The organism is Tessaracoccus pujii (assembly GCF_054483895.1).
Genome location: NZ_CM137012.1, coordinates 12,391 through 37,751, shown reverse-complemented (window position 1 = coordinate 37,751; position 25,361 = coordinate 12,391). Strand labels below are relative to the sequence as shown.

Sequence of the window (25,361 nt, the reverse complement as noted above, 5' to 3'; positions counted from 1 at the left end):
ACCGCCCCGGTGGATGCTTCGTGGTACACGCCTCGCTGTTCCGGTTAGGATGTGCCTAGCCCACGCCCCCACAGCCGGAGGACACATGAGCAGCACCCTGCGCCGCACCGCGGCCCTCGTCGCCACAGCGGCGCTCGCCGTCTCGATGAGCGCGTGCACCGCCGGGCAGTGGGAGTACGCCGCGCCGCCCGCCGCAGGCGTACAGAAGGACGAGGGCGGCCTGAAGCTGCGCAACGTGCTCGTCGTCACCGACGGCGAAGGCAAGGGCATGATCCTGGGCGGCATCGCGTCACGGGATGAGGCGGCCACCGTCGTGGGGCTCGGATACGCGGCTGAGAAGGACGACGGCAGCTACGGCGAACTCAACGCCGTCGCGTTCGAGGCGGACATCCCCAAGGGCAAGACGATCATCCTCGACGGCGCGGACACCTCGTTCAACAGCTCCGAGCTGCTGATCGGGCGCCTCGCCCGCGTGGCAGTGGTGTTCGAGAGCGGGGAGCGCGTGATCCTCACGGTGCCGGTTGTGTCAGCCGAGCACGCGGACTTCGCCGACGCGTGGCAACAGGCCAACGCCTGAGGCGTCAGCCCTCGTACTTGTAGCCCAGGCCCCGCACGGTGATGAGCCGCTGCGGGTTCGCCGGGTCGCGTTCGATCTTGGACCGCAGCCGCTTGATGTGCACGTCGAGGGTCTTGGTGTCGCCCACGTAGTCGCTGCCCCAGATCCGGTCGATGAGCTGGCCCCTGGTCATGACACGGCCGGCGTTGCGCAGCAGCAGCTCCAGCAGCTCGAACTCCCGCAGCGCGAACCGCACGTCCACGCCGTCGACATTGACCTGATGGCGCTCCACGTCGATGCGGACACCGTCGACCTCCACCACCTCGGGAAGGAGCACCTGGTCCTGCCCGCGGCGCAGGACGGCGCGGATACGCGCGACGAGTTCCCTGTGGCTGAACGGTTTGGTCACGTAGTCGTCGGCGCCGAGTTCGAGCCCCACCACCTTGTCCACCTCCGAGTCCCGGGCGGTGACCATGACGATGGCCACGTTGCCACGCGACCTCAGCTGGCGGCACACCTCCACGCCGGGGATGCCCGGCATCATGAGGTCCAGCAGCACCAGGTCCGCGCCGGACTTGTCGAATTCGGCCAGCCCCTCGGCGCCGTCGGCGGCGGTGACCACATCGAAGCCCTCCTTGCGCAGCATGAAGCTGGTGGCGTCGCGGTAGGAATCCTCGTCCTCGATGATCAGGATGCGGGTCACCTAGTCCTCCTCGTCGGTGTCGGTGGGGTCCGGCCCCAGATAGGCCGGAAGGCGGAGGGTGAACGTGGAGCCCTGCCCTGGCCGCGACCATACCCGGACGGTGCCGGCGTGGGCGTTGGCGATGTGCCGGACGATGGACAGGCCGAGGCCGGTGCCGCCGCTGTGCCGGGACCGGCCGTAGTCCACGCGGTAGAAGCGCTCGAAGATGCGCTCCTGGTCCTCGGGCTTGATGCCGATGCCGTTGTCGGAGACCTTGATCTCGACGAACTGGTCCCCGTCTGCGGTGACGGGCAGGATGCTCAGCGTGACCCGGGCCCTCTCGTCGGAGTAGTTGATGGCGTTCTGGATGAGATTGGTGACGGCGTCGGCGAGCTGGAACCAGTCCCCGAGGATGCGTGCGTGGGTGGTGCGCGCGAGGATCAGACTCACGCCCCGCTGGTTGGCGCGCTCCTGCGAGCGGGAGATGGCCTCGCCCACCACCTCGGCGACGTCCACCACCTCGCGGCTGAGCAGAGGGTCCGTGGACTGGAGGCGCGACAGGTCGATGATCTGGTTGACCAGTTCTGCCAGCCGAGAGGTCTCGAGCTGCATGCGGTGGACGAAACGCTGCACGGACTCCGGGTCGTCCTTGGCGGCCTCGACGGCTTCCGCCAGCACCGAGATGGCGCCGATGGGGGTCTTCAGCTCGTGGGAGATGTTGGCGACGAAGTCCCGACGGACAGCCTCCACGCGCTTATGGGTGGACTCGTCGTCGGCGATGACGAGGACGTTCTCGTCGACCATCGGGGCGATCCGCGTGCTGAGCTCGAGGCGCTCGGCGCCGGGATGCAGCTCCCGCACGACGGGACCCCGGAACGGCTGCTGGGAGGCGCGAACCTCCCGGACGCGCTCGAGGAGTTCGGGGAAGCCCACGCGGCTGCCCCTGGCGAGGCCGAGCGCGACCCCCGGCTCGTTGACCATGAGGATCTCGTCGTGGGGGCCGACGAGGACCGCCCCCGAGTGCAGCGTGTCCAGCACGTCGTGAAGTTCCCGCGAGGCCTTGTCCGCCATGCGCCGGGCCTCCAACTGGTCCCAGCTCTGTCTGCCCCTGATCAACATGTACGCGAACAGGCAGCCGATCAGGGCCACGCCAGCCCCGATGAGTCCGGCGAGGGCTGGGTGCATGCCGCCATCATATGGCGGGCGCGACGTGAGGACCCACGCAGGGTTACCCCGCGGCAATCCTCTCCCCAGCTCTTCACCGCGCGTTCACCAGCGGTTCACCCGCACGCCATGCCCGGCTACCCGGCCTGGCTATCGTTCGTGACGGTCCTGCCCCGGCTAGACTGGCCGATGACCTGACACGCAAGGAGCACAGCACATGCGCACCAGCTACCACGAGGAGCTCGATTCCATCCTCGACCGCCTTGTCCACATGGCGGAGATGGTGGAGACGGCCATCAGCGAGTCGTCGGAGTCGCTGCTGACCGCGGACCTGGAACGCGCCGAGGCTGTGATCAGCAACGACGTCGAACTGGACAAGATGCATGAGGAGATGGAGTACAAGTGCCTCTCTCTGCTCGCCCTCCAGGCCCCCGTCGCCGGGGAGCTGCGGATCATCGTCTCCGCCATCCGCGTCGTCTTCGAACTTGCGCGCATGGGTGACCTGGCGGCGCACGTGGCCAAGATCGCGCGCCTGCGGTACCCGGCCAACGCGGTGCCGGACCAGTTCACCGAGAGCTTCCGCGAGATGGCCGCCATCGCGCTCGAGATCGTCACGCTCGCCCGCCGCTCCCTGCAGGACCGCGACGCCCTGGGCGCCCACCGCCTGGTGGAGATCGACGAACGGATGGACGTCCTGCGCCGCGAGCAGTTCACCGCCATGCTGGCGGAGGGCACGGACATCTCCATCGAGGGCGCCGTCGACGTGGCGCTGTTGGGCCGCTATTTCGAGCGCTTCGCTGACCACGCCGTCGCGGTGGGTCGGCGCGTGATCTACATCATCACCGGTGACGTTCCCGAGGGCGAGGACTGGCCCAACGCCTGAGATTCCCGCACGGCCGGCGCATCCCTTGGGGGGCGCCGGCCGTTCCCGTCCCTGCCCACCACCACCGCCGACCTCGCCTGTAGGGTTGGGCGCATGACCGCGAAGTTGATCCTGCTCCGCCACGGCGAGAGCGAGTGGAACGCCAAGAACCTGTTCACCGGCTGGGTGGACGTGGACATCAATGAGAAGGGCGTGGAGGAGGCCAAGGCCGCCGCCGGCCTGCTCCAGGCCGAAGACCTGCTGCCGGACGTCCTGCACACCTCCCTGCTGCGCCGGGCCATCCACACCGCCAACATCGCGTTGGACGGCTGCGACCGGCACTGGATCCCCGTCAAGCGCCACTGGCGGCTCAACGAGCGCCACTACGGCGCGCTGCAGGGCAAGAACAAGGCCGAGACGTTGGCACAGTACGGCGAGGAGCAGTTCATGCTGTGGCGTCGCAGCTACGACACCCCGCCGCCGCCCATCGACGTCGACGACCAGTTCTCACAACACCACGACCCCCGCTACGCGGACATCCCGGAGGCGGACCGCCCTCGGACGGAGTGCCTGAAGGACGTCGTCAACCGCATGCTGCCGTACTGGGAGGCGCACATCGTGCCGGACCTGGCCGAGGGCAAGACGGTGCTCGTGACGGCGCACGGCAACTCGCTGCGCGCGCTGGTCAAGCACCTGGACGGTATCTCGGACGAGGACATCGCGGGCCTCAACATCCCCACCGGCATCCCGCTGTACTACGAGCTGGACGAGGACTTCAAGCCCGTCACGCCCGGCGGCCGCTACCTGGACCCCGAGGCCGCGAGGGCCTCGATCGAGGCTGTGAAGAACCAAGGCAAGAAGTGAGCTTGGTGGGGCGCCCCGACGGGCGCCCCACCCTCACTCCCTGAGGAGCACCGCGTCGCGCAGCGACCGCAGGGTGTGTCTCGAAGTGTTGTGTCGCGCAGCACCCCAGGAACCGGTGGCCAATACAGTGAGCCCCATGAAGACTGCACTGGTGACGGGCGCGAGCTCGGGAATCGGCGCCGCGACGGCGCGACTGCTGGCTGACGCGGGCTACCGCGTGATCTGCGCCGCTCGTCGCACGGACCGCATTGAGTCCCTCGCTGCCGAGATCGGCGGCGTCGCCGTCGAATGCGACATCACCCGCGACGACGACGTGGCCCGGCTCGCCGAGGCGGCGGGCGACTCCCTCGACGTTCTGATCAACAACGCCGGTGGCGCGCTGGGCCTGGAGCCGGTGCGCGACGCCGACCTCGGCGCCTGGTCGACCATGATCCAGACCAACCTCCTGGGCACCACCCGCGTGACGAAGGCCCTCCTGCCTGCGCTGACCACGGCAGAGGGCGTCATCGTGTTCGTCACGTCGACAGCGGCCGACAGCGGCTACGAGGGCGGCGCCGGGTACTGCGCCGCGAAGGCGGCCGAGCGCGCCGTCGTCGAGTCCCTGCGCCTCGAGCTGTACGACGTGCCGGTGCGGATCACGGAGATCTGCCCCGGGATGGTCCGTACGGACGAGTTCGCGCTGACCCGGTTCGGGGGCGACGCGGAGCGCGCCGCCAAGGTCTACGACGGCGTCGCCGAGCCGCTGACCGCCGAGGATGTGGCGGACGCGATCGTCTGGATGGCCACCCGGCCCGGTCACGTCAACGTGGATCGGCTGACCATCCGGCCACGCGCCCAGGCGGCGCAGCACAAGGTCCACCGGCAGGGTTAGGGCCTGCGGCGGCGCATCTTGTCGAGCCAGGAGGCGTGGGGTTCGTGGAACCGGTCGTCGGTCACCTCAGCAGCAGCGGCATCACCCTCGTCGTCCTGGCGCTTGCGACGCAGCCGGACAAAGGCCCGGAAGAACTGCGCTGCCCGCTCGGACTCGCTGGCGACCACGCGACCGTCCGCCGTGGCCCACTCGATGTCGCCGGCCGAACGCTCGCCTGTCCTGATGTCGATGAGGTCACCCAGATAGCGGAAGATCACCGCGAGGACGGCGGCCACCGGCACCGCGAGGAACGCGCCGATGATCCCGAACCACACGCCGCCGAGCAGCACCGCCAACAGCACCGCGACGGGGTGCAGCTTCATCACGCGCGACTGCAGCATGGGCTGGAGAACGTTGCCCTCAACCTGCTGGACGAGGACGATCAGGCCAAGCACCAGGAGGGCCGTGGTGAAGTCGTTGGACACGATGGCCACGAGCACCGCCACCGCCCCCGCCGTCACGGCACCGATCATGGGGATGAAACCCGCCATGAACGTGATGATGGCCAGGGGAAACGCCAGCGGCACGCCGAGAACCGCCAAGCCGAAGCCGATGAGCACCGCGTCGACGAAGCTGACGATGGCCTGGGTCCGGATGTAGCCGGACACGGTTCGCCACATCCGCGTCAGCAGCTCGGTGGCGTGGAAGCCGGCGCGACGGCCCACGACCTTGCGCGTCCAGCCGAGGAAGTGCACACCGTCCTTGAGAAAGAAGAAGCTGAGCACGAGCATCAGGAGCAGCGTGACGACCACGTTGCCGATGCTGCCGCCGAAGCTCAGTGCCTGGGACAGGATGTCGCCGCTGCGGGACTGCAGGTAGTCGAGTCCCTGGGTGATCCACTCGTCGAGTTGCTCGTCGCGCAGGTTGAGGGGCGGGCCGGCCGCCCACTGCTGGAGGCGCCGCACGCCCTGTACGGTCTGGGAGGCCAGGGTGGGCCACTGCGAGGCGACGCTGGGCGCGATGATCGCGATGAGGCCCGCGAGGATGCCCACGCCGCCCAGGAGTGAGATGGCGGCCCCGAGCGCGTAGGGCAGGCCGACCCTCTTCAGGGCGGCGGTGGCGGGCCACAGCACCGAGGTGAGGAGCAGCGCGAGCAACACGGGCAGGACACCGTCCCAGAACTGGCCGAACACCCATCCGATCACGGCCAGCGCCAGGGCGATGAGGATGAAGCGACCCGCCCACAGGGCGAGCCAGCGTCCCCCGGCGCCGATCACGTCTGACCTGTCAACGGGTTCGGATGGATCGGGCGCGGACAGGGCATCCATCGGATCGATCGGCTTCGCCACCTCCACGACGGCATCTGAGTCCGCGAGAGTGGCACCGGGTGGCGGCGCACTGCCGGCGGGTGGGGACAGCGGGGGGGTTTCGTCCGCGTGCGGAGCCTCGTCGTGGTGGGGCACCCGTCCTCCTTCAGTCACGGCCCCGAGCGCGGGGCTGGTCTGACGTTCAGCGTAGCGGGCCCACCGATCCCCTTTGTTCAGGCGGCGTCGCGGAGGATCCCTGCCACCTCGTCGCGGGTGAGGACGATCGGGTTGCCCTTCATCGAGCTGCCCTTGAGGGCGGCTTCGACGACGGCGTCGTGGTCCTCACCGGCCAGGCCGAGCTCGGCCAATCCGGGGAGCTCGAGCCGGGCGTGCAGCTCGCCCAACCAGTCGTCGAGCGCCTCCAGGGACCACTCGCCCGTGAGCGCCATGGCGGCGTCGGCGTACCTGGCCAAGGCGGGATTCTCCGGCTCGCGCCCGCGCATGGCGGCGATGTTGGCCCGTGTGGCGACCCGCAGCAGCGCGGCGCAGATCGCGCCGTGCGGCGCCCCGGTCACGCCCCCGAGGGGGCCTGCGAGCCCGTGCACGGCGCCCAGCTTCGCGTTGGCCAGCGACAGCCCGCCCATGAGGGAGCAGTACGCCATGTCCGTGCGCGCCTCGAGGTTCTCGCCGTCCTCGACGGCGGCCGCCAGGCCCCGCGCAGCTGCGCGCAGACCGGAGGTGGCCAGCGCGTCGACCATCGGGTTCGCGAGGCGCGACGTGAGCGGCTCCAGACACTGGGTAAGGGCGTCCATGCCGGACTGGGCGGTGACCAGAGGGGGGCAGGAGAGCGTGAGTACGGGATCGACGAGCGCCACCGTCGCGAGCATCGACGGGCCGCGGAGGGAGACCTTCACCCGGTGTTCGGTGGAGGTGAGCACGGCATTGGCGGTCACCTCGGAGCCCGTGCCCGACGTGGTGGGCAGCGCGATGAACGGCAGCGCCCGGTGGGGCAGCGGGTGTCCGCCTCCGATGACCTCGGCGTGGTCCATGGGGTCGGTGTCTCCGGCCGCCAGCGCGGCGACGGCCTTCGCGAGGTCGAGGACCGCTCCCCCGCCGATCCCGATCACGTGGTCCGCCTTGGCCGAGCGCGCGGCGTCGAGGGCGGCGCGGGCGTCGTCGAAGCTGGGCTCGCCGGAGAGGGCGAAGGAGCCGACGGCGGACACGTCGCGCAGGACCTCTGCGTGGCGATGGGTGTTGCGGCCCGTGAGCAGGAACGGCCGCTCTCCGAGGCGGCGACTGTGCTGTGGCAGTTCCGCCGCCACCCCCACCCCGAACCGGATCGACGTGGCGGTGGCGAAGGTGAACTCGGTCATGTGGTCAAGCCTGCCAGACAGGCGGCGGCGCGGCAGCGGAAAGCCCCGGGATGCTCACGCACCCGGGGCTCGCCGTCGTCGTAGAAGGGCTGGTCAGAACTCGATGAGAGCCTGTCCGCCCTGGACCGCGTCGCCGGGGGCGACGAGGATGGCCGAGACCACTCCCGCCGCCGGAGCGGTGATCTCGGTTTCCATCTTCATGGCCTCCAGGAGCAGCAGGACCTGCCCGGCCTCGATCTCGTCTCCGACGTTGACCAGCACGCGCGCGACCGAACCGGCCAGCGGCGCCACGACGGCGTTGGAGCTGACGGCGGACACGGACGCCTTCGTCGGGATCGGGTTGGCGCCCGCGTTGACGCCGATGATGACGGGGCCGAGCCCTTGACGCTCTTCCTCCTCGACCTCGACGTCGATCTCGTATTCCGTCTCGTTGACGGTGACCTTGAGTTTCATTGGTTCTCCTGTGGCTGTGTCAGCGAACGTGGGGGACGGACCGGTCGTGGACGCGGGCACGGCTGGCCGCCGCCCACCTGGTCTGCGACCCGTAGCGGATGGCGCGCACCTTGGCCTTGTGGCCGAAGTACGCCGCCACCGCGGCGCCGATGGCGATCAGGTCGTTCTCCGGGATCTGGCGGCAGTCCTCCAGCACGGCGACCTGCGCCTCGAGGACCGCGACCTTCTCCACGAGGGCCGCGACCGTTGCCTGCAACTCCTGCAGCGTGGTGTCTTCCATCTCGAATCCGATCAGGCCGGGCCGAGGCCGTGCTTCTTGGCGGGGCGCACTTCGCGCTTGCCGACGAGCAGCTCCAGGGCCATGGCGATCTCGCGACGGGTGTCGGCGGGATCGATGATGTCGTCCACCAGGCCACGGCTGGCAGCCATGTAGGGGGTGGAGAACGTCTCGCGGTACTCCTCGACCAGTTCGGCGCGACGCGTGGCCTTGTCCTCGGCCGCGTCGATCTCGCGGCGGAACACGACGTTGGCCGCACCTTCGGCGCCCATGACGGCGATCTCCGCCGTCGGCCACGCGAACACCTTGTCCGCGCCAAGGTCCTTCGAGCACATTGCCAGGTAGGCGCCGCCGTAGGCCTTGCGGAGCACGACGGTGATCTTCGGGACGGTGGCAGCCGAGTAGGCGTAGAGCATCTTGGCGCCGTGGCGGATGATGCCGTTGTGCTCCTGGGCGACGCCGGGGAGGAAGCCGGGGACGTCGACGAGGTTCACCACAGGGATGTTGAAGGCGTTGCAGAAGCGGACGAACTTGCTCGCCTTGTCCGAGGAGTCGATGTCCAGCACGCCGGACATGACGCTCGGCTGGTTCGCGATGATGCCGATGGTGCGGCCCACGATCCGGCCGAAGCCCACGACGATGTTCTTGGCCCAGCCGGCCTGCACCTCGAGGAAGTCCGCGTGATCCACGATCTCAGCGATGACCTCGCGGACGTCGTAGCCCTTGTTGCCCTGCACGGGGATGATGTCGCGCAGCTTGGGGTTGGGCTCCACCACGTCGTCTGGATCGACGATGGGGGCATCCTCGGTGTTGTTCTGCGGCAGGAAGCTCAGCAGCTTCTGGGCGATCAGGATGGCCTGCTCGTCGTCGTCGGCCACGAAGTGCACCACGCCGGAGCGGGCCATGTGAGCGTCGGCGCCGCCGAGATCGTCCTGGGAGACGTCCTCGCCGGTGACCTGCTTGATCACGCCGGGGCCGGTGATGAACATGTGGGCCTTGCGCGTCTGGATGATGAAGTCCGTCAGCGCGGGCGAGTAGGCGGCACCACCGGCGCAGGGGCCGGCGATGATCGAGATCTGCGGCACCGCGCCCGAGAGCAGGACGTTGGCGTAGAACACCTTGCCGTACCCGGAGAGCGAATCGATGCCCTCCTGGACGCGGGCGCCGCCCGAGTCGTTGATGAACACGAACGGCGTGCCGGTGGTCAGCGACGCCTTCAGGGTCTCGGTGACCTTGATGGAGTGCGCCTCACCCGCGGAGCCGCCCATGACGGTGAAGTCCTGGCTGGCAAGGTGCACCGGGCGGCCCATCACGGAGGCGGATCCGGTGACCACACCGTCGGCCGGCATGTCCGCCTGGTCCATCCCGAAGGTGGTGGTGCGGTTGCGGCGGAAGGCGCCGGTCTCCTGGAAGGAGCCGTCGTCGACGAGGGCGGAGATGCGCTCGCGCGCGGTCAGCTTGCCCTTGTCGCGGTGCTTCTGCAGCTTGCTCTCGCCGCCGCCGGCGTGGACGTGGGCCCGCTTCTCGGCCAGCTGCTCGAGGCGCTCGGCCATCGTGTGTTGCTTGGTCATCTGCAGGCTCCTCAGACTGGCTCGACGGCGACGTGGTGCTCGCGCCCGGCGAGCGTCACCTTGTACTTGATGGGACCGGTGATGCCCTGGTGCGACGCCGTGGCGGCGGTCTTCTCCGCGTTCATCTGCTCGGGCGTCTTGGCGACACTCTTGGGGCCCTCGTCGCGGATCTTGAAGAAGGCCGGCGCGACACCCGGGAACATCGCGTTGGTCAGCACATCCTCCTCCGAGCCGTCGAAGCCCTCCAGCGCCTGTGCCTGCTTGTTCAGCTCGTCCCATTCGGGCTTGAGGTGGTCCGCGGGCCGGCCGGTGATGATGTCCTTCTTGGTCTGCTTCTGCGCCATCTCGATGACCTCGGGGTTGCGGTCCCCGAGGCACTCGCCGTAGTAGCCGAGCATGAGGTCGGCGAACTCGCCGGTCATCACCTTGTAGCGGCCCATGAGGACGTTGAACACGGCCTGCGAGCCGACGATCTGGGACGAGGGGGTGACCAGCGGCGGGTGGCCGGCATCAGCCTTGACCCGCGGGACCTCTTCCATCACCTCGCGGATGCGGTCTCCCGCGCCCTGGGCCTTGAGCTGGGACTCCATGTTGGAGAGCATCCCGCCGGGGATCTGGGACAGGAAGATGTCGGTGTCCACCAGGGTGGCCGACTCGAATTCCTTGTACTTGGGGCGGACGCCGGCGAAGTGGTCGCGGATCTTCAGGAGTCGATCCATGTCCAGGCCGGTGGTGTACCCGGTGCCCTCGAGCATCGCGACGAGCGACTCCGTGGGGTTGTGGCCGGGGCCGAGCGACATCGACGAGATGGCGCTGTCCACGACGTCCGCGCCGGCCTCGATGGCCTTCATCAGCGACACCAGCGTGACGCCGGTGGTGGCGTGGCAGTGGACGTTGATCTGGACGTCGCCGTAGGTCTCCTTGATGCCGCGCACGATGTCGTAGGCGGGCTGCGGCTGCAGCAGCGCGGCCATGTCCTTCAAGGCGATGGACTCGGCACCCATGTCGATCAGCTGGCCGGCGAGCTTGATGTAGCCCTCGACGGTGTGGACCGGGGAGATGGTGTAGCAGATGGTGCCCTGGGCGTGCTTGCCCACCTTCTTCACCGCGGCCATGGCGTGGGCCATGTTGCGGGGGTCGTTGAGGGCGTCGAAAACCCGGAAGACGTCCATGCCGTTCTCGGCGGACTTCTCCACGAACGTCTCCACGACCATGTCCTCGTAGTGGCGGTAACCGAGGAGGTTCTGGCCGCGCAGCAACATCTGCAGACGCGCGTTGGGCATCAACTCGCGGAAGGTGCGTAGGCGCTTCCAGGGGTCCTCGTTCAGGAATCGGATGCACGCGTCGAACGTCGCGCCACCCCAGCATTCGACCGACCAGTAACCGGCCTGGTCGATGTCTTCGCACGCGCCGACCATGTCCTCCATGGCCATGCGGGTCGCCATCAAACTCTGATGCGCGTCGCGGAGTACAAGCTCCGTCACGCCGATCTTTCGGGCAGTCATAAGGTAATCCAACCACGGGCCCGGACCTCCTGGAACGGCACCCCCGAGATAATCGGTCGGACCAACCTCGTGTACGCTGCTGGACCTTGCGTGCGTCGGCATCGATCCTAGTAGGCGGGGTTCTGGCGACGTCGACGGACGGGCCGCCAGCACCTTCCCAGCGTGAGCGAGGCGCATGGTCCGGCGGGCGCACCTCGCCCTGCGGCCGACAGATTGAGCCGCTGATCGCGCCGGTTGTGCAAGCGGGCCGGAGCCCGGCCAGGCTGCCGTGATCAACTTCCGGTATTCCCTGGGCCGACGATCCCCGACCCAGGACGCCCATCACCGGAGATGCCATGATCGAGAAGCTGACGACGTTGGAGAAGGCCGCCCTGCTGAGCGGCAAGAACGTCTGGGAGTCCCGTGATCTTCCCCGGCACGGCATCGCCTCATTCTTCATGGCCGACGGCCCGCACGGCGTCCGCAAGCAGGTTGGTTCCGGCGACCACCTGGGGCTCAACGCCTCCGAGCCGGCGACGTGCTTCCCCACCTCCGCGACGGTGGCCTGCAGCTGGGACGTCGACCTGGCGGACGAGGTGGGTCACGCCCTGGGCCGCGAGGCCCGCGCCCTGGACGTCGACGTCCTCCTCGGCCCCGGCCTCAACCTCAAGCGCAGCCCTCTCGGCGGGCGCAACTTCGAGTACTTCTCGGAGGACCCCTACCTCAGCGGGAAGCTGGCCGCGGCCTATGTGCGTGGGATTCAGGCCGAGGGCGTCGCCGCGACCCCGAAGCACTTCGCCGTGAACAGCCAGGAGCTGCGCCGCATGGCGTCTGACTCCGTCGTCGACGAGCGGACGCTGCGCGAGCTGTACCTCACCGCCTTCGAGATCGTCGTGCGTGAGTCCTCACCCAGGGCGCTGATGAGCTCTTACAACCTGGTCAACGGCACGTATGCCCACGAGCACCGCCATCTGCTCACCGACGTCCTGCGTGACGAATGGGGCTTCGACGGCGTGGTGATCAGCGACTGGGGCGGCAGCAACGACCCCGTGGCCGCCGTCAATGCGGGCGCGAACCTCGAGATGCCCGCCCCTGGGCTGGACTCTGTGCGCCAGCTGGTGGAGGCCGTCCGTGACGGCCTCGTGACCGAGGCGGACGTCACGGCCCGCGCGGCCGAGGTGGTGCGGCTGGCCATCGGGGCCCGCCGGACGCCGCGCACGGAGATCGACCGCGACGCCCACCACGGCCTCGCCCGCCGCGCCGCCGAGGAATCGATGGTCCTCCTCCGCAACGAGGGCGGCATCCTCCCGCTGGCCGCCGGCACACGGGTGGCGCTGATCGGCGACATGGCCGACACCCCCCGGTACCAGGGCGCCGGCTCCTCGGCGGTCAACCCGACGCGCCTCAGCAGCGCACGGGAGGCGATCGCGGCCAGTGGCCTCGATCTCGCCGCCTACGCTCAGGGCTACCGTCGCCACTCCCCCGTCGACCACGCCCTCGAGAGCGAGGCGGCTACCGCGGCCGGGTCCGCGGACGTGGTCGTGTTGTACCTCGGCCTCGACGAGATCAGTGAGTCCGAGGGCGTCGACCGTCGCCACATCGACCTGCCCGAGGCGCAACTGTCCTTGCTGCGGGCGGTGGCCGCCGCAAACCCCGCCGTCGTCGTGGTGCTGAGCGCCGGGTCCGTGGTCGACATGGCCTGGGCCGGCCAGACGCGCGCAGTGCTGCACGGGTACCTGTCGGGGCAGGCGGGCGCCGAGGCGGCGATGCGCGTGCTCACCGGTGACGTCACGCCGTCGGGCAAGCTCGCCGAGACCTACCCGATGTCGCTGATCGACACCCCTACCTTCGGGCGCTTCCCGGCCGAGGGCCGCACCAGCGTGTACCGCGAGGGTCTCTTCGTCGGCTACCGCCATGCGGAGGCCGCCGGGCGCGCCGTCCGCTACCCGTTCGGCCACGGGCTCAGCTACACCACCTTCGGATACTCGGACCTGCACCTCACAGACGCCGGCGCAGAGTTCACGCTCACCAACACCGGAAGCGTCGCGGGCGCGGAGGTCGCGCAGCTGTACGTCTCGATGCCGGCCAGCAGCGTCGTCCGGCCGGACCAGGAGCTCAAGGGGTTCGTCAAGGTTCACCTCGCTCCCGGCGAGTCCCGTCGCGTCACGATCGCGTTCGACCGCTACACCTGGCGGCACTTCGACGCCGCTACCGGAGCGTGGGTGACCGAGGACGGCGCACGTCGCGTCGTCATCGGAGCCGGCTCCGCCGATCCACGCCTGAGCGGCGAACTGCGCGTCGACGGCGTGAGCCTCAGCCCCACTGTCGACGCCGCGACACTGCGCCGGGCCATGCTGCGCGGCCTCACCGACGACGAGTTCATCAACCTGTTCGGCCTCACGGTGCCGCGGGAGGTCACCTCCGGCGACCTCGACCGCAACGACCCACTCGGCGACCTGCAGCGGGCCCGCAGCCCGCTCGCCCGGTTCGCGCACTGGGTGCTGGCCACCCTGCGCAGCCGAAGCGAGGCCAAGGGCGAGCCAGACCTCAACATCCAGTTCATGTACAACATGCCCTTCCGGGCGATCGGGAAGATGACCAACGGCATGGTCAGCGACGAGATGGTCGACGGCATCGTCACCCTCGTCAACGGCCACCACCTCCGCGGGCTGCGGGCCGTCATCGGCGGATTCCTCCGCAACCGGCGCACCGCCAAGGACCTCACCCGCCAGCTCACCGAAGCCCGCTGACCACCCAAGGAGTAGACCCGCCCATGTTCACGAAGATCCGCACGATGTGGAGTGGCTTCAGCGAGCGCCACCCGGAGCTGTCGAAGTTCCTCATGTTCTTCCTCCTCAGCAACGGGGTCACCGTGCTGCAGATCGTCATCATGCCCGTGTTCCGCGCCATCTTCGGCCGGACCGGGCTGATCGACACCGACTTCCAGGTGTGGCCGGTCGGCTCCAACGTCGACGGCTCCCAGTACTTCGTCTTCGACTACGCCGCGGGTGCGCTCCCCGAGGGCGGCGGTGGCCTCGCCTACTTCCTGGCCGTCCAGTTGGCCATCGGCATCGCGCAGGTGATCAACTTTTTCGCGCAGCGCAACATCACCTTCAAGTCCAACACCAGCATCTGGCGGGCCGCCTTCTGGTACGTCGTGGCCTACATCGTCATCACGCTGGTGGCAGCCGCCGCCCAGGGCTTCTACAAGGCCCCGATCTACACCTTCTTCATGGACACCCTCGGCTGGGGGCAGACCGGCGAGACCACCGCCGACATCATCACGATGATCATCAACGCCGCCATCTCGTTCTGGGTGTTCTACCCCATCTTCAAGGTGATCTTCAAGCAGGTCCCCGTCGCCGACGAGGCCGAGTCCGCACCGCACCCCGCCTGACAGGATGCCGGACGTGACAACCCTCACCCTGGTGGTGCCGAGCTACAACTCGCGCGACTATCTTCACCGTTGCCTGGACTCCATGCTCCCGTTCGACGACGACCTCGAGGTGATCGTGGTCAACGACGGTTCCACCGACGACACCTCAGCCATCGCCCACCGCTACGCCGCGGCCCACCCCGGGAGGGTCCGCGTCATCGACAAGCCCAACGGGGGTCACGGTTCGGCGGTCAACGCAGGGATCGACGCCGCGGCGGGCCGCTACGTCAGGGTGGTGGACAGCGACGACTGGCTGGATCGCACCGCGCTGACGGCCCTGCTGAACGTCGTGCGTGGCCAGGACCGGCTGGACATGGTGGTGACGAATTTCGTCTACGAGAAGGAGGGACGGACACGGCGGCACGCGATGCGCTACCGCTCCTCGCTCCCGGAGGACCGCGAGTTCGGCTGGGAGGACGTGAGACGGTTCCGGCCCAACCAGGGGCTGCTCATGCACGCCCTCACCTACCGCACCGCGGTGGTGCGCAACTCGGGCATGAGGCTGCCGGAACACACGTTCTACGTGGACAACCTCTACGCGTTCCTGCTGCTGCCCTACGTCCGGCGGATGCGCTACCTCGACGTCGACCTGTACCGCTACCACATCGGCCGCTCGGACCAGTCGGTCAACGAGGCGGTCATGCTCCGGCGGCTGGACCAGCAGCTCCGGGTCAACCGGCTCATGATCGAGGCCCTGCCCTCGGCCGGGTCGACACCCGAGGCGCTGCTGCGGTATCAGGTGCACTACCTGGGTCTGGTGTGTGGCGTTTCCTCGATCATGCTGATCCGCGCCGGTGGACCTGAGCAACTGCGGCTGAAGCGCGACCTGTGGAGAGACCTCCGCGCCGCGCACGCCCCCGCGCACCGTCGGCTGCGGCGCAGTGGGATCGGCCAACTCGTGAACCTGCCCGGCCGCGCCGGCCGCAGCGTATCGGTGCTGGCCTACCGGGTGGCACAGCAGGTGGTCGGGTTCAACTGACCACGCGCCAGGCTGTGGGCAGCAGGACCGTGAGGGTGAACCAGTTGTCGCGGTCCGTCACCGAGGCCTGCCCGCCGTACTTCTCGGCGGCGTGGCGAATGCTCTTCAGGCCGAGGCCGTGGGCCCCGCCCACCTTTCTGGTGGCCAGTTCGCCCTCCTCGTAGCGCAGTTCGCCGTCGAAGTAGTTCTCGAAGTTCATCACGACGAACCTGGCCTGGTTGTGCACCGCCACACGGATGATCCGATGCTCCGGATCATCCAGCCGCGACACGGACTCGATCGCGTTGTCCAGCGCGTTGCCGAGGATGCTGGCCAGGTCCATCACGTCGACGAAACCGAGCGCCGTGCCGTCGGCCACGCACGTGAAGTTGATGCCGCGGGCGCGACAGTAGCGCGCCTTCGAGGTGAGCACCGTGTCGAGGACCGGGTTGCCGGTGTCGAAGGCGGCCCCGAACTGATCGAGCGACTCCTCCAGAGCGTCCAGTTGCCGTCCGCGACGCTCCGGATCCAGCTCGGTACGGATGACCGCCAGGTGGTGCTTGAGGTCGTGCGAGGCGCGGCTGACGAGTTCGATGTCGCGTTTGGCCGCCAGGTACTGGTCGTGTTGCGTGCGCAGGATCGCGTCCATGGCCGCCAACTCCAGGTCCGCCCGCTGCTTGCGCAGCTGCTCATGCTGGGCGTAAAGCGCGATGTAGCCGGCAAGATCCACCAGGGTGCGGATGTAGAAGACCTCGATCGAGATCTCGCCACTGAACGGAGTGTTGGGCGTGATGAAGCTGAGGTTGCTCAACGCGAAGGTGGTCAGCGCCATGGCGACGGCGATGGCGAGCATGCGGGGGCCGACGGCGGGGGCGGTCCCGTCGAAGTGGCGCCGTTCCAGGACATGGGCCGCCCCGAAGGCCGCCGCGTAGAGGACCACCAGCACCACCGTCGGTACCAGGCCGGTCACCCCCGGCTCGGGATGGAAATAGAAGGCGTGGATCTGCCACTCCAGCGATGCCACCAGCTCGGCGAGCACGAACGCGCGCGCGGTCACGTACCCGATGTCGCGGAGACCGACCGTGGTGGCCGCCGCGATCAGCCCCACCATGCCCGCCACGGCCAACGCCATCCCCAGCGTCCACAGGTTCAGCGGCAGTGTCCCGGCGAACAGCTGGATCGCCACGAGCGCCCCCAGCCCGACCGCGAGTGTGGTCGCGGTCCCCACCGCCCCCCAGCGTCGGGGCAACACCAGGATGTAGACGACGCAGGCGAGCCACTCGGCAAGACCGGTGAAAGCTCGAGGGATGTGCGGCAGGACGTCGATCACGCCGGATTTCCTCCGAAGTACCCCGTGAGCGCCTCGAGGAACGGCTTCTTCCGGGCGCGGCTGACCGGCAGCGACACCCCTCCCGTGAGCTTGGACTCGCCGTCGCTGAACCCTTCCACGTGACGGAGGTTGACCAGGAGGAAGCTGTTGGAGCGGTGGAAGCCACGGGGCTCCAGCTGGGCGGCCATCTCCTTGAGCGTGCCGATCATCGACAGCTTGCCGTCGCTGGTGTGGAACACGAGCCGGTGCTTGATGCTCTCGATGTAGACCACGTTCGCCAGGTTGACGCGGAGCACCTCGCCACCCACGCTCAGCACGATGTGGTCGTCGCGGCTGCGGTCCAGACGCTCGAGGGAGCGCTTGAGCTCCTGGGAGAACGCGAAGTAGGGCACGGGCTTGAGGAGATAACTCATCGCATCCACCTCGTATCCCTTGATGGCGAACTGCGCCATGTTGGTGACGAAGATGAGGATGACGCCAGGGTCCACCTCGCGGATGAGCCGGGCGGTGGCGAAGCCGTCGAGGTTCTCCATCTGGACGTCGAGGAAGATGATGTCGAAGCGGGGGCGGTAGGCAGCCGTCAGCTCAGAGCCGTCGGTGAACTCCTCGACGGCGAACTGCATGCCGTGCTCATGCTCGTACCGCGCCAGATACGACTGCAGGAGGTTGCGGCTCTCCTGCTGGTCGTCGACCACTCCGATCCGGATCATGCGCCCTCCTTTACGGGTCGCAACACATTATCAATGGGCGGCGGGACGCCGCTGGTAGCCTCGCCCTGAGCTGCCTGCCGGGAGGAACGATGGATCTGTTGGTCGTTGGGTCCGGCCTGTTCGGGTTGACCATCGCCGAGCGGGCCGCGAGTGAGCTCGGCCTGCGGGTCACCGTCGTCGAGTCGCGGGACCACATCGGCGGCAACGCCTGGAGCACCGTCGACGAGGCCACCGGCGTCGAGGAGCACCGTTACGGGGCCCACATCTTCCACACGTCCAACGACAGCGTCTGGGGCTACGTCAACAGGTTCACGGCGTTCACGCCCTATGAGCACCGCGTCTACGCCCGGCACCGCGGCGAGGTGTTCCCGCTGCCGATCAACCTCGGCACCATCAACCAGTTCTTCCGCAGCGGGCTGGGGCCGGACGAGGCGCGCCTGCTGATCGACGAACAGGCCGGCGAGCTCGCCGGCCGCGAGCCCGGCAACCTCGAGGACAAGGCCATCTCGCTGATCGGCCGGCCGCTCTACGAGGCGTTCATCCGCGGGTACACCGCCAAGCAATGGCAGACAGATCCCCGGGACCTTCCCGCCTCCATCATCACGCGGCTGCCCGTTCGGTTCACCTACGACAACCGCTACTTCAACGACACCCACCAGGGCATGCCCCGGGACGGGTACGCGGCCTGGCTGCAGAAGATGGCCGACCACCCGCTCATCGACGTACGGCTGGGCGTGGACTTCCTCGACAGCGGGCACGAGTTCAGCAGAGAGGCCGCGGCGGGCCAGGTACCGGTGGTGTACACCGGCCCGCTCGACCGTTATTTCGGCCACCGGTTCGGGGCGCTCGGCTGGCGCACGCTGGACTTCGATCGCCGGGTCCTCGACGTCTCGGACCACCAGGGCACCGCGGTGATCAACGAGTGTGACGAGGACGTGCCCTTCACCCGGACATTGGAGTTCAAGCACTTCCACCCGGAGCGGACCCACCGCGGTGGCACGATCGTGGTGCGTGAGTTCTCGCGCTTCGCGGAGAACGGCGACGAGCCGTTCTACCCCGTCGCCACCCCCGACGATCGGGCGAGGTTGGAGCGGTACCGCGCAGCCGCCGCGGAGGAACCACGGGTGCTCTTCGGCGGACGGTTGGGGACCTACCAGTACCTGGACATGCACATGGCCATCGGCTCGGCCCTCAGCCGCTTCGACAGCACGGTGCGCGGCTGGTTCGCGTGATCAGCGGCACCGTCCGCGGTGGGCAGTCCTGACGCACAAAGCACGCGGGTGCGGGACCCGGTAAGGCCCCGCACCCGCGTGCGTCGGAGGGATCGGTCAGCTTGCCGCGGAGCCGGCCTCCGTGGTGCTGGTGTGGCGGCGCACCCGACGCCACACCAGGAACGCACCGAGGAGGACCAGGGCGCCCAGGACGGCGGTGACCGCGTACTGGATGTAGACCCAGGTGGGCGGCGTGTAGTCGACCGTCGCGCCGGGGGCGAGGCCGTTCATCGCGTTGGAGTTGGCGACCGTGAACAGGATGTTCTGGGTCGCGTTCCGGATGTCGGTGACCGCCTTGGCCGAGGACGTGTCGCTGAACGACTTCGACGGCTGGAAGGTCAGGGTCAGATCCGTGCCGGCGCTGATCGACTGGTTCGGGTTCATGTAGGGGTACAGGTTGAAGTCGGAGATGGCAAAGCCCTCGAACCCCCACTCGGTGCGGAGCACGTTGGTCATCAGCGCCTCGGAGCCACCGGCCCAGGTGGTCCCGATCCGGTTGAACGAGCTCATGACACCGCCCGCGCCCATCGTGGTCTCCTCGACGGTGCCGCTGTCATCAGCGATGTAGGTGACGTCCATCGAGATGCCCTTGACGGCCATCTCGAAGGGCTTGAGGTACAGCTCACGGATGGTCTGCTCCGTCGCCCAGGTGGCGATCCCGTTGTTGACGCGGTTCGTCTCCTGCTCGTTGAGCGCGAAGTGCTTGAGCATCGTGTAGACGCCCTTCTCCGCGACACCGTCGGCCACCGCGGTGAGCAGCGCGCCGGAGAGGACCGGGTCCTCCGAGTAGTACTCGAAGTTGCGGCCGCCGAACGGCGAGCGATGCAGGTTGGCCGCCGGCGCGTACCAGCCGTTGATGCCCTTCTGCAGCGCCTCGTTGCCGAGCATCCGGCCCATCTCGGTGCCGAGATCCACGTCCCAGGTCTGCGCGATGAGGACCTGCGAGGGGTACGCCACTCCGTTGATCGAGGAGTTGATGAAGGAGGAGAAGCCCGCCGGACCGTCCGGCTCCAGCGTCTGCGGCTTGCCGATCGACCCGATGCCGGCGGTCTGGTAGGCGCCGTTGAGCAGCAGGTCGGTCATCTCGCTCACGGTGAGGGAGTCCATGATCTCCTCCCACTGCGGGTCGTCCTTCGCGAGCCCGCGCATGTCGATGAGCGTCAGATCGGACCCGTCGCCGGTCGCCGGCTTCTCACCGTCGAACTCGCCCGCCGCCGCCTCGTGATCCCACGGGGCGAAGCCGGCCACGACCGCATCGTCGGCGACGAACATGTCGGCCGTCGGCGCCTGCGGGAAGGTCCCGGCGAAGTCCGCACGCGACATCGAGAGGATCCTGCCCTCCTGGGGCTCGCTGGTGAAGGCGTCCGAGACGTCGTCGAACTGGTTGGTCACCTCGGCCAGATCTGTCGAGCGCTGGTTCTCACCGGAGAACACCACATCGTCGTCGACGGAGTAGGTGATCGGCTCGACGCCCGGCGCGACGGTGTGCGAGTCGGTGCGCAGGCTGATGACGTAGTCGCCGGGCTCGAGGACGTAGGCGCGGTTGTCCAGGTGGTCGTAGGAGGCCATGTCCTCGACGGCGATCTCGAGGGTGAGCGTCTCGGACGCGTCCGGCTCGAGCAGGCCCGTCTTGTCGAACGCCCCCAGCACGACCTCGGACTTCTCGATGCCGCCCGGAGTGTAGGGCGCGGTGTAGTAGAGCTCGACGACGTCCTTGCCCGCGACGTCACCGGTGTTGGTGACCTGGACCTCGACGGAGATGGTGCCGTCGACAGCGCCCGCCTCGGTGGAGACGATCTCCCACGTGAAGTCGCTGTAGCTGAGGCCGTACCCGAACGGGTAGACCACCGCGTCGTCGTAGTCGACGAATCCCTCGGCCGCGGCCGTCTCGTAGTACCGGTAGCCGATGTAGATGCCCTCGGCGTAGTTGACGAACGGGGCCTCCGACGTGAGCGTCGCGTTGGAGGTGGCCTGCTCGACGGCCGAGATCGGGAAGGACGCCTCGATGTTGTCGTAGATGAAGCTGCCGAAGTTCACAAACGTCGGATCGGCCGTGAAGTCCGCCGCCCACACGTCGGCGGTGCGTCCGGAGGGGTTCACCTCACCGGTCAGGACGCTACCCAGTGCCGAAAAGCCGCTCGCGCCAGGCGATCCCGCAAGGAGGACGGCGTCGATCCCGGGATCGTCCTGGACGTCGCCCATCTCGATGGTCGTGGACGCGTTGACCACGACGACCACCGTCTCGAAGGATTCCTTGGCGAGCTCGAGGAGGTCGCGCTCGTCCTGGTTCAGTTCGAGCTGGTGCTGGCCGTCGGCGGCGTTGTCGTCCCAGTCGGTCATGTCCCGCGTCAGGTCGCCTCCCTCGCCGCCGGGGCGGCCGATGACGATGATGGCCGCGTCGGAGTAGTCCGCGAACGAGGCCTGGAGGGACTCGTAGTCCCCGACGGGAAGCTCACCGATGTTGTAGCTGGAGGCCCCGGGGTTGTCCATCTCGATGTGTCCGCGCCGGTTCTCGGCGGCGAACGCCTCGATGGCCGCGTAGACCTGGTCGTTGACGTCGAAGCCGGCAGCTTCGAGCCCGCCGCGCGCGGTCACCGCAGACCTCGTGTCGACCGAGCCGGAACCAGCGCCGCCGAAGACCGGGTCGGCCGCAGCGCGGCCGAGCATGGTGACCCGCGACGCCGACGGGAGCGGCAGCGCGCCGGCCTCGTTCTTCGCCAGGACGATGCCGCCGGCGGCGATCTCCTCGACGAGGGCCTTGGCCGCCTCGTCGACCTCCTCCATGCTCGCGAAGTCGGAGGTGTAGTACTCGGTGTCCCAGTCCGCCGATTCCTCGGCGTTGGTGAATGTGTAGGTGCCGGACCCGAGCTGGGACTCGACCCATCCGCCTCCGACGACGAGCGCCACGTTCACGGCGACGATCAGCGCAGTCACCGTGGCGAGCACGGGGATCCAGATCCACAGGAATCTCTTGTTGGGCATCGGCGTCTTCACGCGATCGGCGTTCTTCTTCGGGGTGGCGTTCACTACTTGTCTCCTTCGAGCACTGGCGGCGTGGGTGTGTGTCTGGCCGGAGGGTTACTCGGTGACCTCGGTGATGTTTCCGTCCTGGTCGATCTTCCAGGTCTTGCCGGTCTCCGCGGAGTCGGCCTCGATGGTGAACTCGTCGCCGTCGATCTCGATGGTCCCCTGCACGCGGGAGGTGGCCTCCGAGTAGGTGTAGGGCATCACCAGGAGTCCGTACTTCACAGTGGGCGCGTCGACGTCGCTGGCGAGCATGACCTGGGCCCAGTCGTCGTCTTCGAGGGCCTCGAGGACCGTCTGGCGGGCGTTCTCGAGGTCCTCCGCCACGTCGACGGTCGCCGCGACGTCCGATGCGGAGCTCTGCGAGGCGCCCGAGCCGTTGTCGCCGGAGCACGCGGTGACCCCGAAGACGCCGGTGAGGGCGATCAGCAATCCGAGTCCGGTGGTCAGGATCTTGTTGGTCTTCACTTCTACTCCTTGTGGTCACTGGCCATGGGCTCGTCCCGCAGCCGAGGGTGGGGGTGGCCGACGACTTGTCCCGTCGGCCACCCCTCGGGGTTTGGTTGCTCAGCCGTTGATCTGGCCGGCGTAGTTCAGGCCGAAGCCGTAGTCGTACACGTTGCCGTTGGCGTCGGTGTAGGGCGTCATGTCCTTCGCGACGTCTTCGAGCTGCGCCTCGACGGTGTCCATGTCCGCCGGGAACTGGATCGGCAGGCGGCCCTGGGGCTCGTAGAGACCCAACGACACCTCGATCAGCGCCTGGTCGCTCGTGCCGAACCCGACGACGATAGCGTCAGACTTCCCCTCGAACTCCGTCGGGACGACCGGGTTGATCGCCTTGAGGACGGTGACGACGGGGATGTCCTTGCCGCTGGCCTCGACGGCCGCGATCGCACGCTCGAACGAATCCAGGTCGGCCTCGTTCGCGATTCGCGAGGTGTTGCCGAAGTAGGAGCGGTTCTGCCTGGTCCCGTCCTCGAGGATGTCGCCCGAGATGGACACCTTGCGGACGTTCTCGCCGTCGGCGGTGTACGGGCGGTACTGGAGGGACAGCGGGTACCACTCGTCGGTCTCGAGGTCGTGGCCGATGTTGGAGAAGTTGCCGCCGTTGTCCGGGCTGTCCATGCCGACCAGGACGAGGTCGACATCGCTGAGGTCGGGAGCGGTGTAGCTGGTGACCACGCCGTCGGCGTCGGTCACGGCCTCATCGGTGACGACGGTGCCGAAGTACTGCTCGGCAACCTCGAGATCGATGGTCGGGCCCTCGGTGTACTCGCCGGGCCCGAAAGCGCTGGCGAAGCCGTTGCTGTAGGAGCGCGGGATGTAGACGGTCTTGTCGGACCAGTCAGCGGCCTCGGCGGCGGCGATGGTCCCGCTGTCGTTCTTGACCATCACGACGGAGTCGAGCTGTGCGGCGTAACCGGCCTCGACCTTGTCGTCGCTGGCGAGGATTTCCGCGGACTCCTCCGGGTCGAGGAAGGCGCTCTCGTAGAGGCCGGGCTTGAAGAGCATCGTGAGGATGCGCGCACCCGACTCCTGGAAGCGGGTCTCGGCGTCCACGTCGAGTTCACCGGCCTCGAACTTCTGCTGCCACAACTCGGCGCCTTCAAGGAGGAAGGTCGCGTCGTTGACGCCACCGAACATGTCGTGCCCGGTACCCAGCACCTCGAGGTAGCGCTCAGCGGGCGTCAGGTCTTCCGCGCCCCACGCCATCCCGAAGAAGGCCCCTTCGTCCTTGGCGCCACTCATGACACCCCAGTCTGTGACGACGACGCCTTCGTAGCTGTTGTCCTCGCGCAGCACCGACATGCGCCCGCTGTCGTACGCAGTGCCGACACGCTCGCCGAACAGCGGCTCGCCGTCGGCATTCAGCGCGATCGAGTAGGCCGTCATGACAGCCGCGGAGTCGAGCGAGCCCAGGAAGCCCGCGGCGTGCTCGTCGAAGTTGTCGCCGGGGTAGACGCCGTACTTACCGGCGTCGGTGTGACCTTCACGGCCACCCTCGCCTGGGCCGTCGCCGGCCCAGTGCTTGATCATGGCGTTGACCGACTCGGAGCCCCAGACGTCCTCGCCGCCGGTTCCCTGGAAGCCGTCGACGTAGGCGGCGGCAAGTTCGGTGTTCTGGTCGACGTCCTCGCCGAAGGTCCCGCCGACACGAAGCCAGCGCGGCTCGGTGGCAAGGTCGATCTGGGGGCTGAGGGCCGTCGCGATGCCCAGCGCGCGGTACTCCGCGGAGGCCATCTCGCCGTAGTTCAAGGTGTGCTCCGCGTTGAACGTGGCCGCGAGGCCCAGGCTGGCGGGCCAGCGTGAAATGTCTGCGCCCTCTGCGTTGTAGCCGCCGGATCCGGCGGTCGAGCGGGGGTCGGAGCTGAAGTTGACGGGCACGTAGGGCAGGTCTGCCGTGGCAAGGGTCTCGACGTAGGCCTGCATCTCGTTGACCCACGGGACGGTGACGGCCGCGTCGCTGCCGGCGGCGTTGAGGACGTTGCGCAGATTGGACTCCGACAGGTAGGTCTTCTGTGCGTCGGTCAGGCCATCGGCGGGCGTGCGCTCGTGGGAGCTGAACAGCATGAGGCCGGCGATCTGCTCGATCGACATTCCTTCGGCGAGGTCCGCCGCGCGCTCGGTGGCGTCCACGCGCCAGTCCTCCCACGCGTCGAGCTCACCGTTGGCGTTCATGTCCTTGAACGCGTACGTCGCTCCCTCGATCTCCTCCTCGAGCAGCGTGATGCCGCTCTCGGCGCCGTAGGACAGGGTCGGGCCGTCACCCGGGTTGTCGACGACCATGAAGGCCGTGGTGCCGTCGGTGACCTCACGCTCGGTGTAGGTGCCGCTCACGGCCTGCTCGGACGTGGCGGCCGGGGACTGTGACTGCTCGGGACCGGCGGTGCATCCCGACAGTGCCATGGCGGCAATGCCGGCGAAGGCCATGATTCGCACAGCAGGACGCCTCATCGGACGCCCTCCTGCGCTCGCGGTCTGGTGAACCTTCATCAAACTCTCCTCGTTGAGTATCGCGGGCCGGTGGCAGCCGAGGAGTCGGGGGTGTGCGTCCACCGCCCGTCCCGCCGTGCTGTCACGACCCTGTTGGGACCTGGCACTCGTGCCGCGCGGCCGCTCCTTCGCGCTGCAGGCTGCAGTACTCGGGCCGTCGGACTCACGTCACGTGTTGCCGAGGGCAACTCAATC

Annotated in this window: 21 protein-coding genes; 8 read left to right on the top strand and 13 right to left on the bottom strand. The window is 68.3% G+C overall.

Translation table 11 applies throughout. The features are described 5' to 3' along the window. Positions 1-85: 85 nt before the first annotated feature. A complete protein-coding gene (locus tag ACX1D0_RS00150) occupies positions 86-577 on the top strand; it encodes a hypothetical protein (protein ID WP_459018899.1) in 492 nt (163 codons plus the stop codon). A 4-nt stretch (positions 578-581) separates the two neighbouring features. Here the strand turns inward: ACX1D0_RS00150 and ACX1D0_RS00145 are convergent, their stop codons facing one another. Both ACX1D0_RS00145 and ACX1D0_RS00140 read right to left on the bottom strand, forming a co-directional pair. Beyond that, positions 582-1,259: a response regulator gene (locus ACX1D0_RS00145; protein ID WP_459018898.1), complete on the bottom strand. Its 678-nt coding sequence runs from the start codon at positions 1,257-1,259 to the stop codon at positions 582-584. Continuing rightward, positions 1,260-2,423, bottom strand: coding sequence for a sensor histidine kinase (locus tag ACX1D0_RS00140; RefSeq protein WP_459018897.1), 1,164 nt, complete (start codon positions 2,421-2,423; stop codon positions 1,260-1,262). Between the two features lie 196 nt (positions 2,424-2,619). Between ACX1D0_RS00140 and phoU the strand changes: the two genes are divergently transcribed. From phoU to ACX1D0_RS00125, 3 genes are all read left to right on the top strand, one after another. After that, positions 2,620-3,285 carry a phosphate signaling complex protein PhoU gene (gene phoU, locus ACX1D0_RS00135; protein WP_459018896.1) on the top strand — a complete coding sequence of 222 codons (666 nt, stop codon included), beginning with the start codon at positions 2,620-2,622 and terminating at the stop codon, positions 3,283-3,285. Between the two features lie 93 nt (positions 3,286-3,378). Continuing rightward, positions 3,379-4,128 carry a phosphoglyceromutase gene (locus tag ACX1D0_RS00130; RefSeq protein WP_459018895.1) on the top strand — a complete coding sequence of 250 codons (750 nt, stop codon included), beginning with the start codon at positions 3,379-3,381 and terminating at the stop codon, positions 4,126-4,128. A gap of 136 nt (positions 4,129-4,264) precedes the next feature. Beyond that, positions 4,265-4,999 carry an SDR family oxidoreductase gene (locus ACX1D0_RS00125; RefSeq protein ID WP_459018894.1) on the top strand — a complete coding sequence of 245 codons (735 nt, stop codon included), beginning with the start codon at positions 4,265-4,267 and terminating at the stop codon, positions 4,997-4,999. Here ACX1D0_RS00125 and ACX1D0_RS00120 read toward each other — a convergent pair. From ACX1D0_RS00120 to ACX1D0_RS00095, 6 genes are all read right to left on the bottom strand, one after another. Then, the gene (locus tag ACX1D0_RS00120; protein ID WP_459018893.1) at positions 4,996-6,441 is read right to left on the bottom strand and encodes an AI-2E family transporter; all 1,446 of its coding nucleotides are present in this window, start codon (positions 6,439-6,441) and stop codon (positions 4,996-4,998) included. The two genes, ACX1D0_RS00125 and ACX1D0_RS00120, sit on opposite strands and share 4 nt — an antisense overlap. A gap of 77 nt (positions 6,442-6,518) precedes the next feature. Then, complete coding sequence (locus ACX1D0_RS00115) at positions 6,519-7,658, bottom strand: iron-containing alcohol dehydrogenase (protein WP_459018892.1); 1,140 nt, start codon at positions 7,656-7,658, stop codon at positions 6,519-6,521. 93 nt (positions 7,659-7,751) lie between these two features. Further along, on the bottom strand, positions 7,752-8,111 hold the full coding sequence (locus ACX1D0_RS00110) for a biotin/lipoyl-containing protein (protein ID WP_459018891.1): 360 nt from the start codon (positions 8,109-8,111) through the stop codon (positions 7,752-7,754). A gap of 19 nt (positions 8,112-8,130) precedes the next feature. Beyond that, complete coding sequence (locus ACX1D0_RS00105) at positions 8,131-8,391, bottom strand: hypothetical protein (protein ID WP_459018890.1); 261 nt, start codon at positions 8,389-8,391, stop codon at positions 8,131-8,133. 11 nt (positions 8,392-8,402) lie between these two features. Further along, on the bottom strand, positions 8,403-9,959 hold the full coding sequence (locus tag ACX1D0_RS00100; protein ID WP_459018889.1) for an acyl-CoA carboxylase subunit beta: 1,557 nt from the start codon (positions 9,957-9,959) through the stop codon (positions 8,403-8,405). Between the two features lie 11 nt (positions 9,960-9,970). Then, complete coding sequence (locus ACX1D0_RS00095; protein WP_459018888.1) at positions 9,971-11,464, bottom strand: methylmalonyl-CoA carboxytransferase subunit 5S; 1,494 nt, start codon at positions 11,462-11,464, stop codon at positions 9,971-9,973. A 335-nt stretch (positions 11,465-11,799) separates the two neighbouring features. Here ACX1D0_RS00095 and ACX1D0_RS00090 point away from each other — a divergent pair, with 335 nt between their 5' ends. Genes ACX1D0_RS00090 through ACX1D0_RS00080 form a run of 3 tightly spaced genes read left to right on the top strand, consistent with a single transcriptional unit; the run spans position 11,800 to position 15,858 of the window. Further along, the gene (locus ACX1D0_RS00090) at positions 11,800-14,193 is read left to right on the top strand and encodes a glycoside hydrolase family 3 C-terminal domain-containing protein (protein WP_459018887.1); all 2,394 of its coding nucleotides are present in this window, start codon (positions 11,800-11,802) and stop codon (positions 14,191-14,193) included. Positions 14,194-14,216: 23 nt separating this feature from the next. Beyond that, complete coding sequence (locus ACX1D0_RS00085) at positions 14,217-14,840, top strand: GtrA domain-containing protein (protein ID WP_459018886.1); 624 nt, start codon at positions 14,217-14,219, stop codon at positions 14,838-14,840. Between the two features lie 13 nt (positions 14,841-14,853). Further along, entirely contained in the window at positions 14,854-15,858 is a 1,005-nt protein-coding gene (locus ACX1D0_RS00080) for a glycosyltransferase family 2 protein (protein ID WP_459018885.1), read from the top strand. On the opposite strand, the gene ACX1D0_RS00075 is transcribed toward ACX1D0_RS00080, so the two are convergent. Together ACX1D0_RS00075 and ACX1D0_RS00070 are read right to left on the bottom strand one after the other, a co-directional pair. Further along, positions 15,851-17,167 (bottom strand): ATP-binding protein, encoded by a 1,317-nt coding sequence (locus ACX1D0_RS00075; protein WP_459018884.1) that lies wholly within the window; start codon positions 17,165-17,167, stop codon positions 15,851-15,853. The two genes, ACX1D0_RS00080 and ACX1D0_RS00075, sit on opposite strands and share 8 nt — an antisense overlap. Beyond that, positions 17,164-17,877, bottom strand: coding sequence for a LytR/AlgR family response regulator transcription factor (locus ACX1D0_RS00070; protein WP_459018883.1), 714 nt, complete (start codon positions 17,875-17,877; stop codon positions 17,164-17,166). The genes ACX1D0_RS00075 and ACX1D0_RS00070 overlap by 4 nt, the downstream gene beginning before the upstream one ends. Before the next feature lie 89 nt (positions 17,878-17,966). Between ACX1D0_RS00070 and glf the strand changes: the two genes are divergently transcribed. Next, positions 17,967-19,109: a UDP-galactopyranose mutase gene (gene glf / locus ACX1D0_RS00065; RefSeq protein ID WP_459018882.1), complete on the top strand. Its 1,143-nt coding sequence runs from the start codon at positions 17,967-17,969 to the stop codon at positions 19,107-19,109. A gap of 96 nt (positions 19,110-19,205) precedes the next feature. Here the strand turns inward: glf and ACX1D0_RS00060 are convergent, their stop codons facing one another. The 3 genes from ACX1D0_RS00060 to ACX1D0_RS00050 form a co-directional block, all read right to left on the bottom strand. Beyond that, a complete protein-coding gene (locus ACX1D0_RS00060; RefSeq protein ID WP_459018881.1) occupies positions 19,206-22,175 on the bottom strand; it encodes a glycoside hydrolase family 3 C-terminal domain-containing protein in 2,970 nt (989 codons plus the stop codon). A 51-nt stretch (positions 22,176-22,226) separates the two neighbouring features. Continuing rightward, positions 22,227-22,640 carry a hypothetical protein gene (locus tag ACX1D0_RS00055; RefSeq protein WP_459018880.1) on the bottom strand — a complete coding sequence of 138 codons (414 nt, stop codon included), beginning with the start codon at positions 22,638-22,640 and terminating at the stop codon, positions 22,227-22,229. 99 nt (positions 22,641-22,739) lie between these two features. After that, positions 22,740-25,127 carry a glycoside hydrolase family 3 N-terminal domain-containing protein gene (locus ACX1D0_RS00050; RefSeq protein ID WP_459018879.1) on the bottom strand — a complete coding sequence of 796 codons (2,388 nt, stop codon included), beginning with the start codon at positions 25,125-25,127 and terminating at the stop codon, positions 22,740-22,742. Positions 25,128-25,361: the final 234 nt, after the last annotated feature.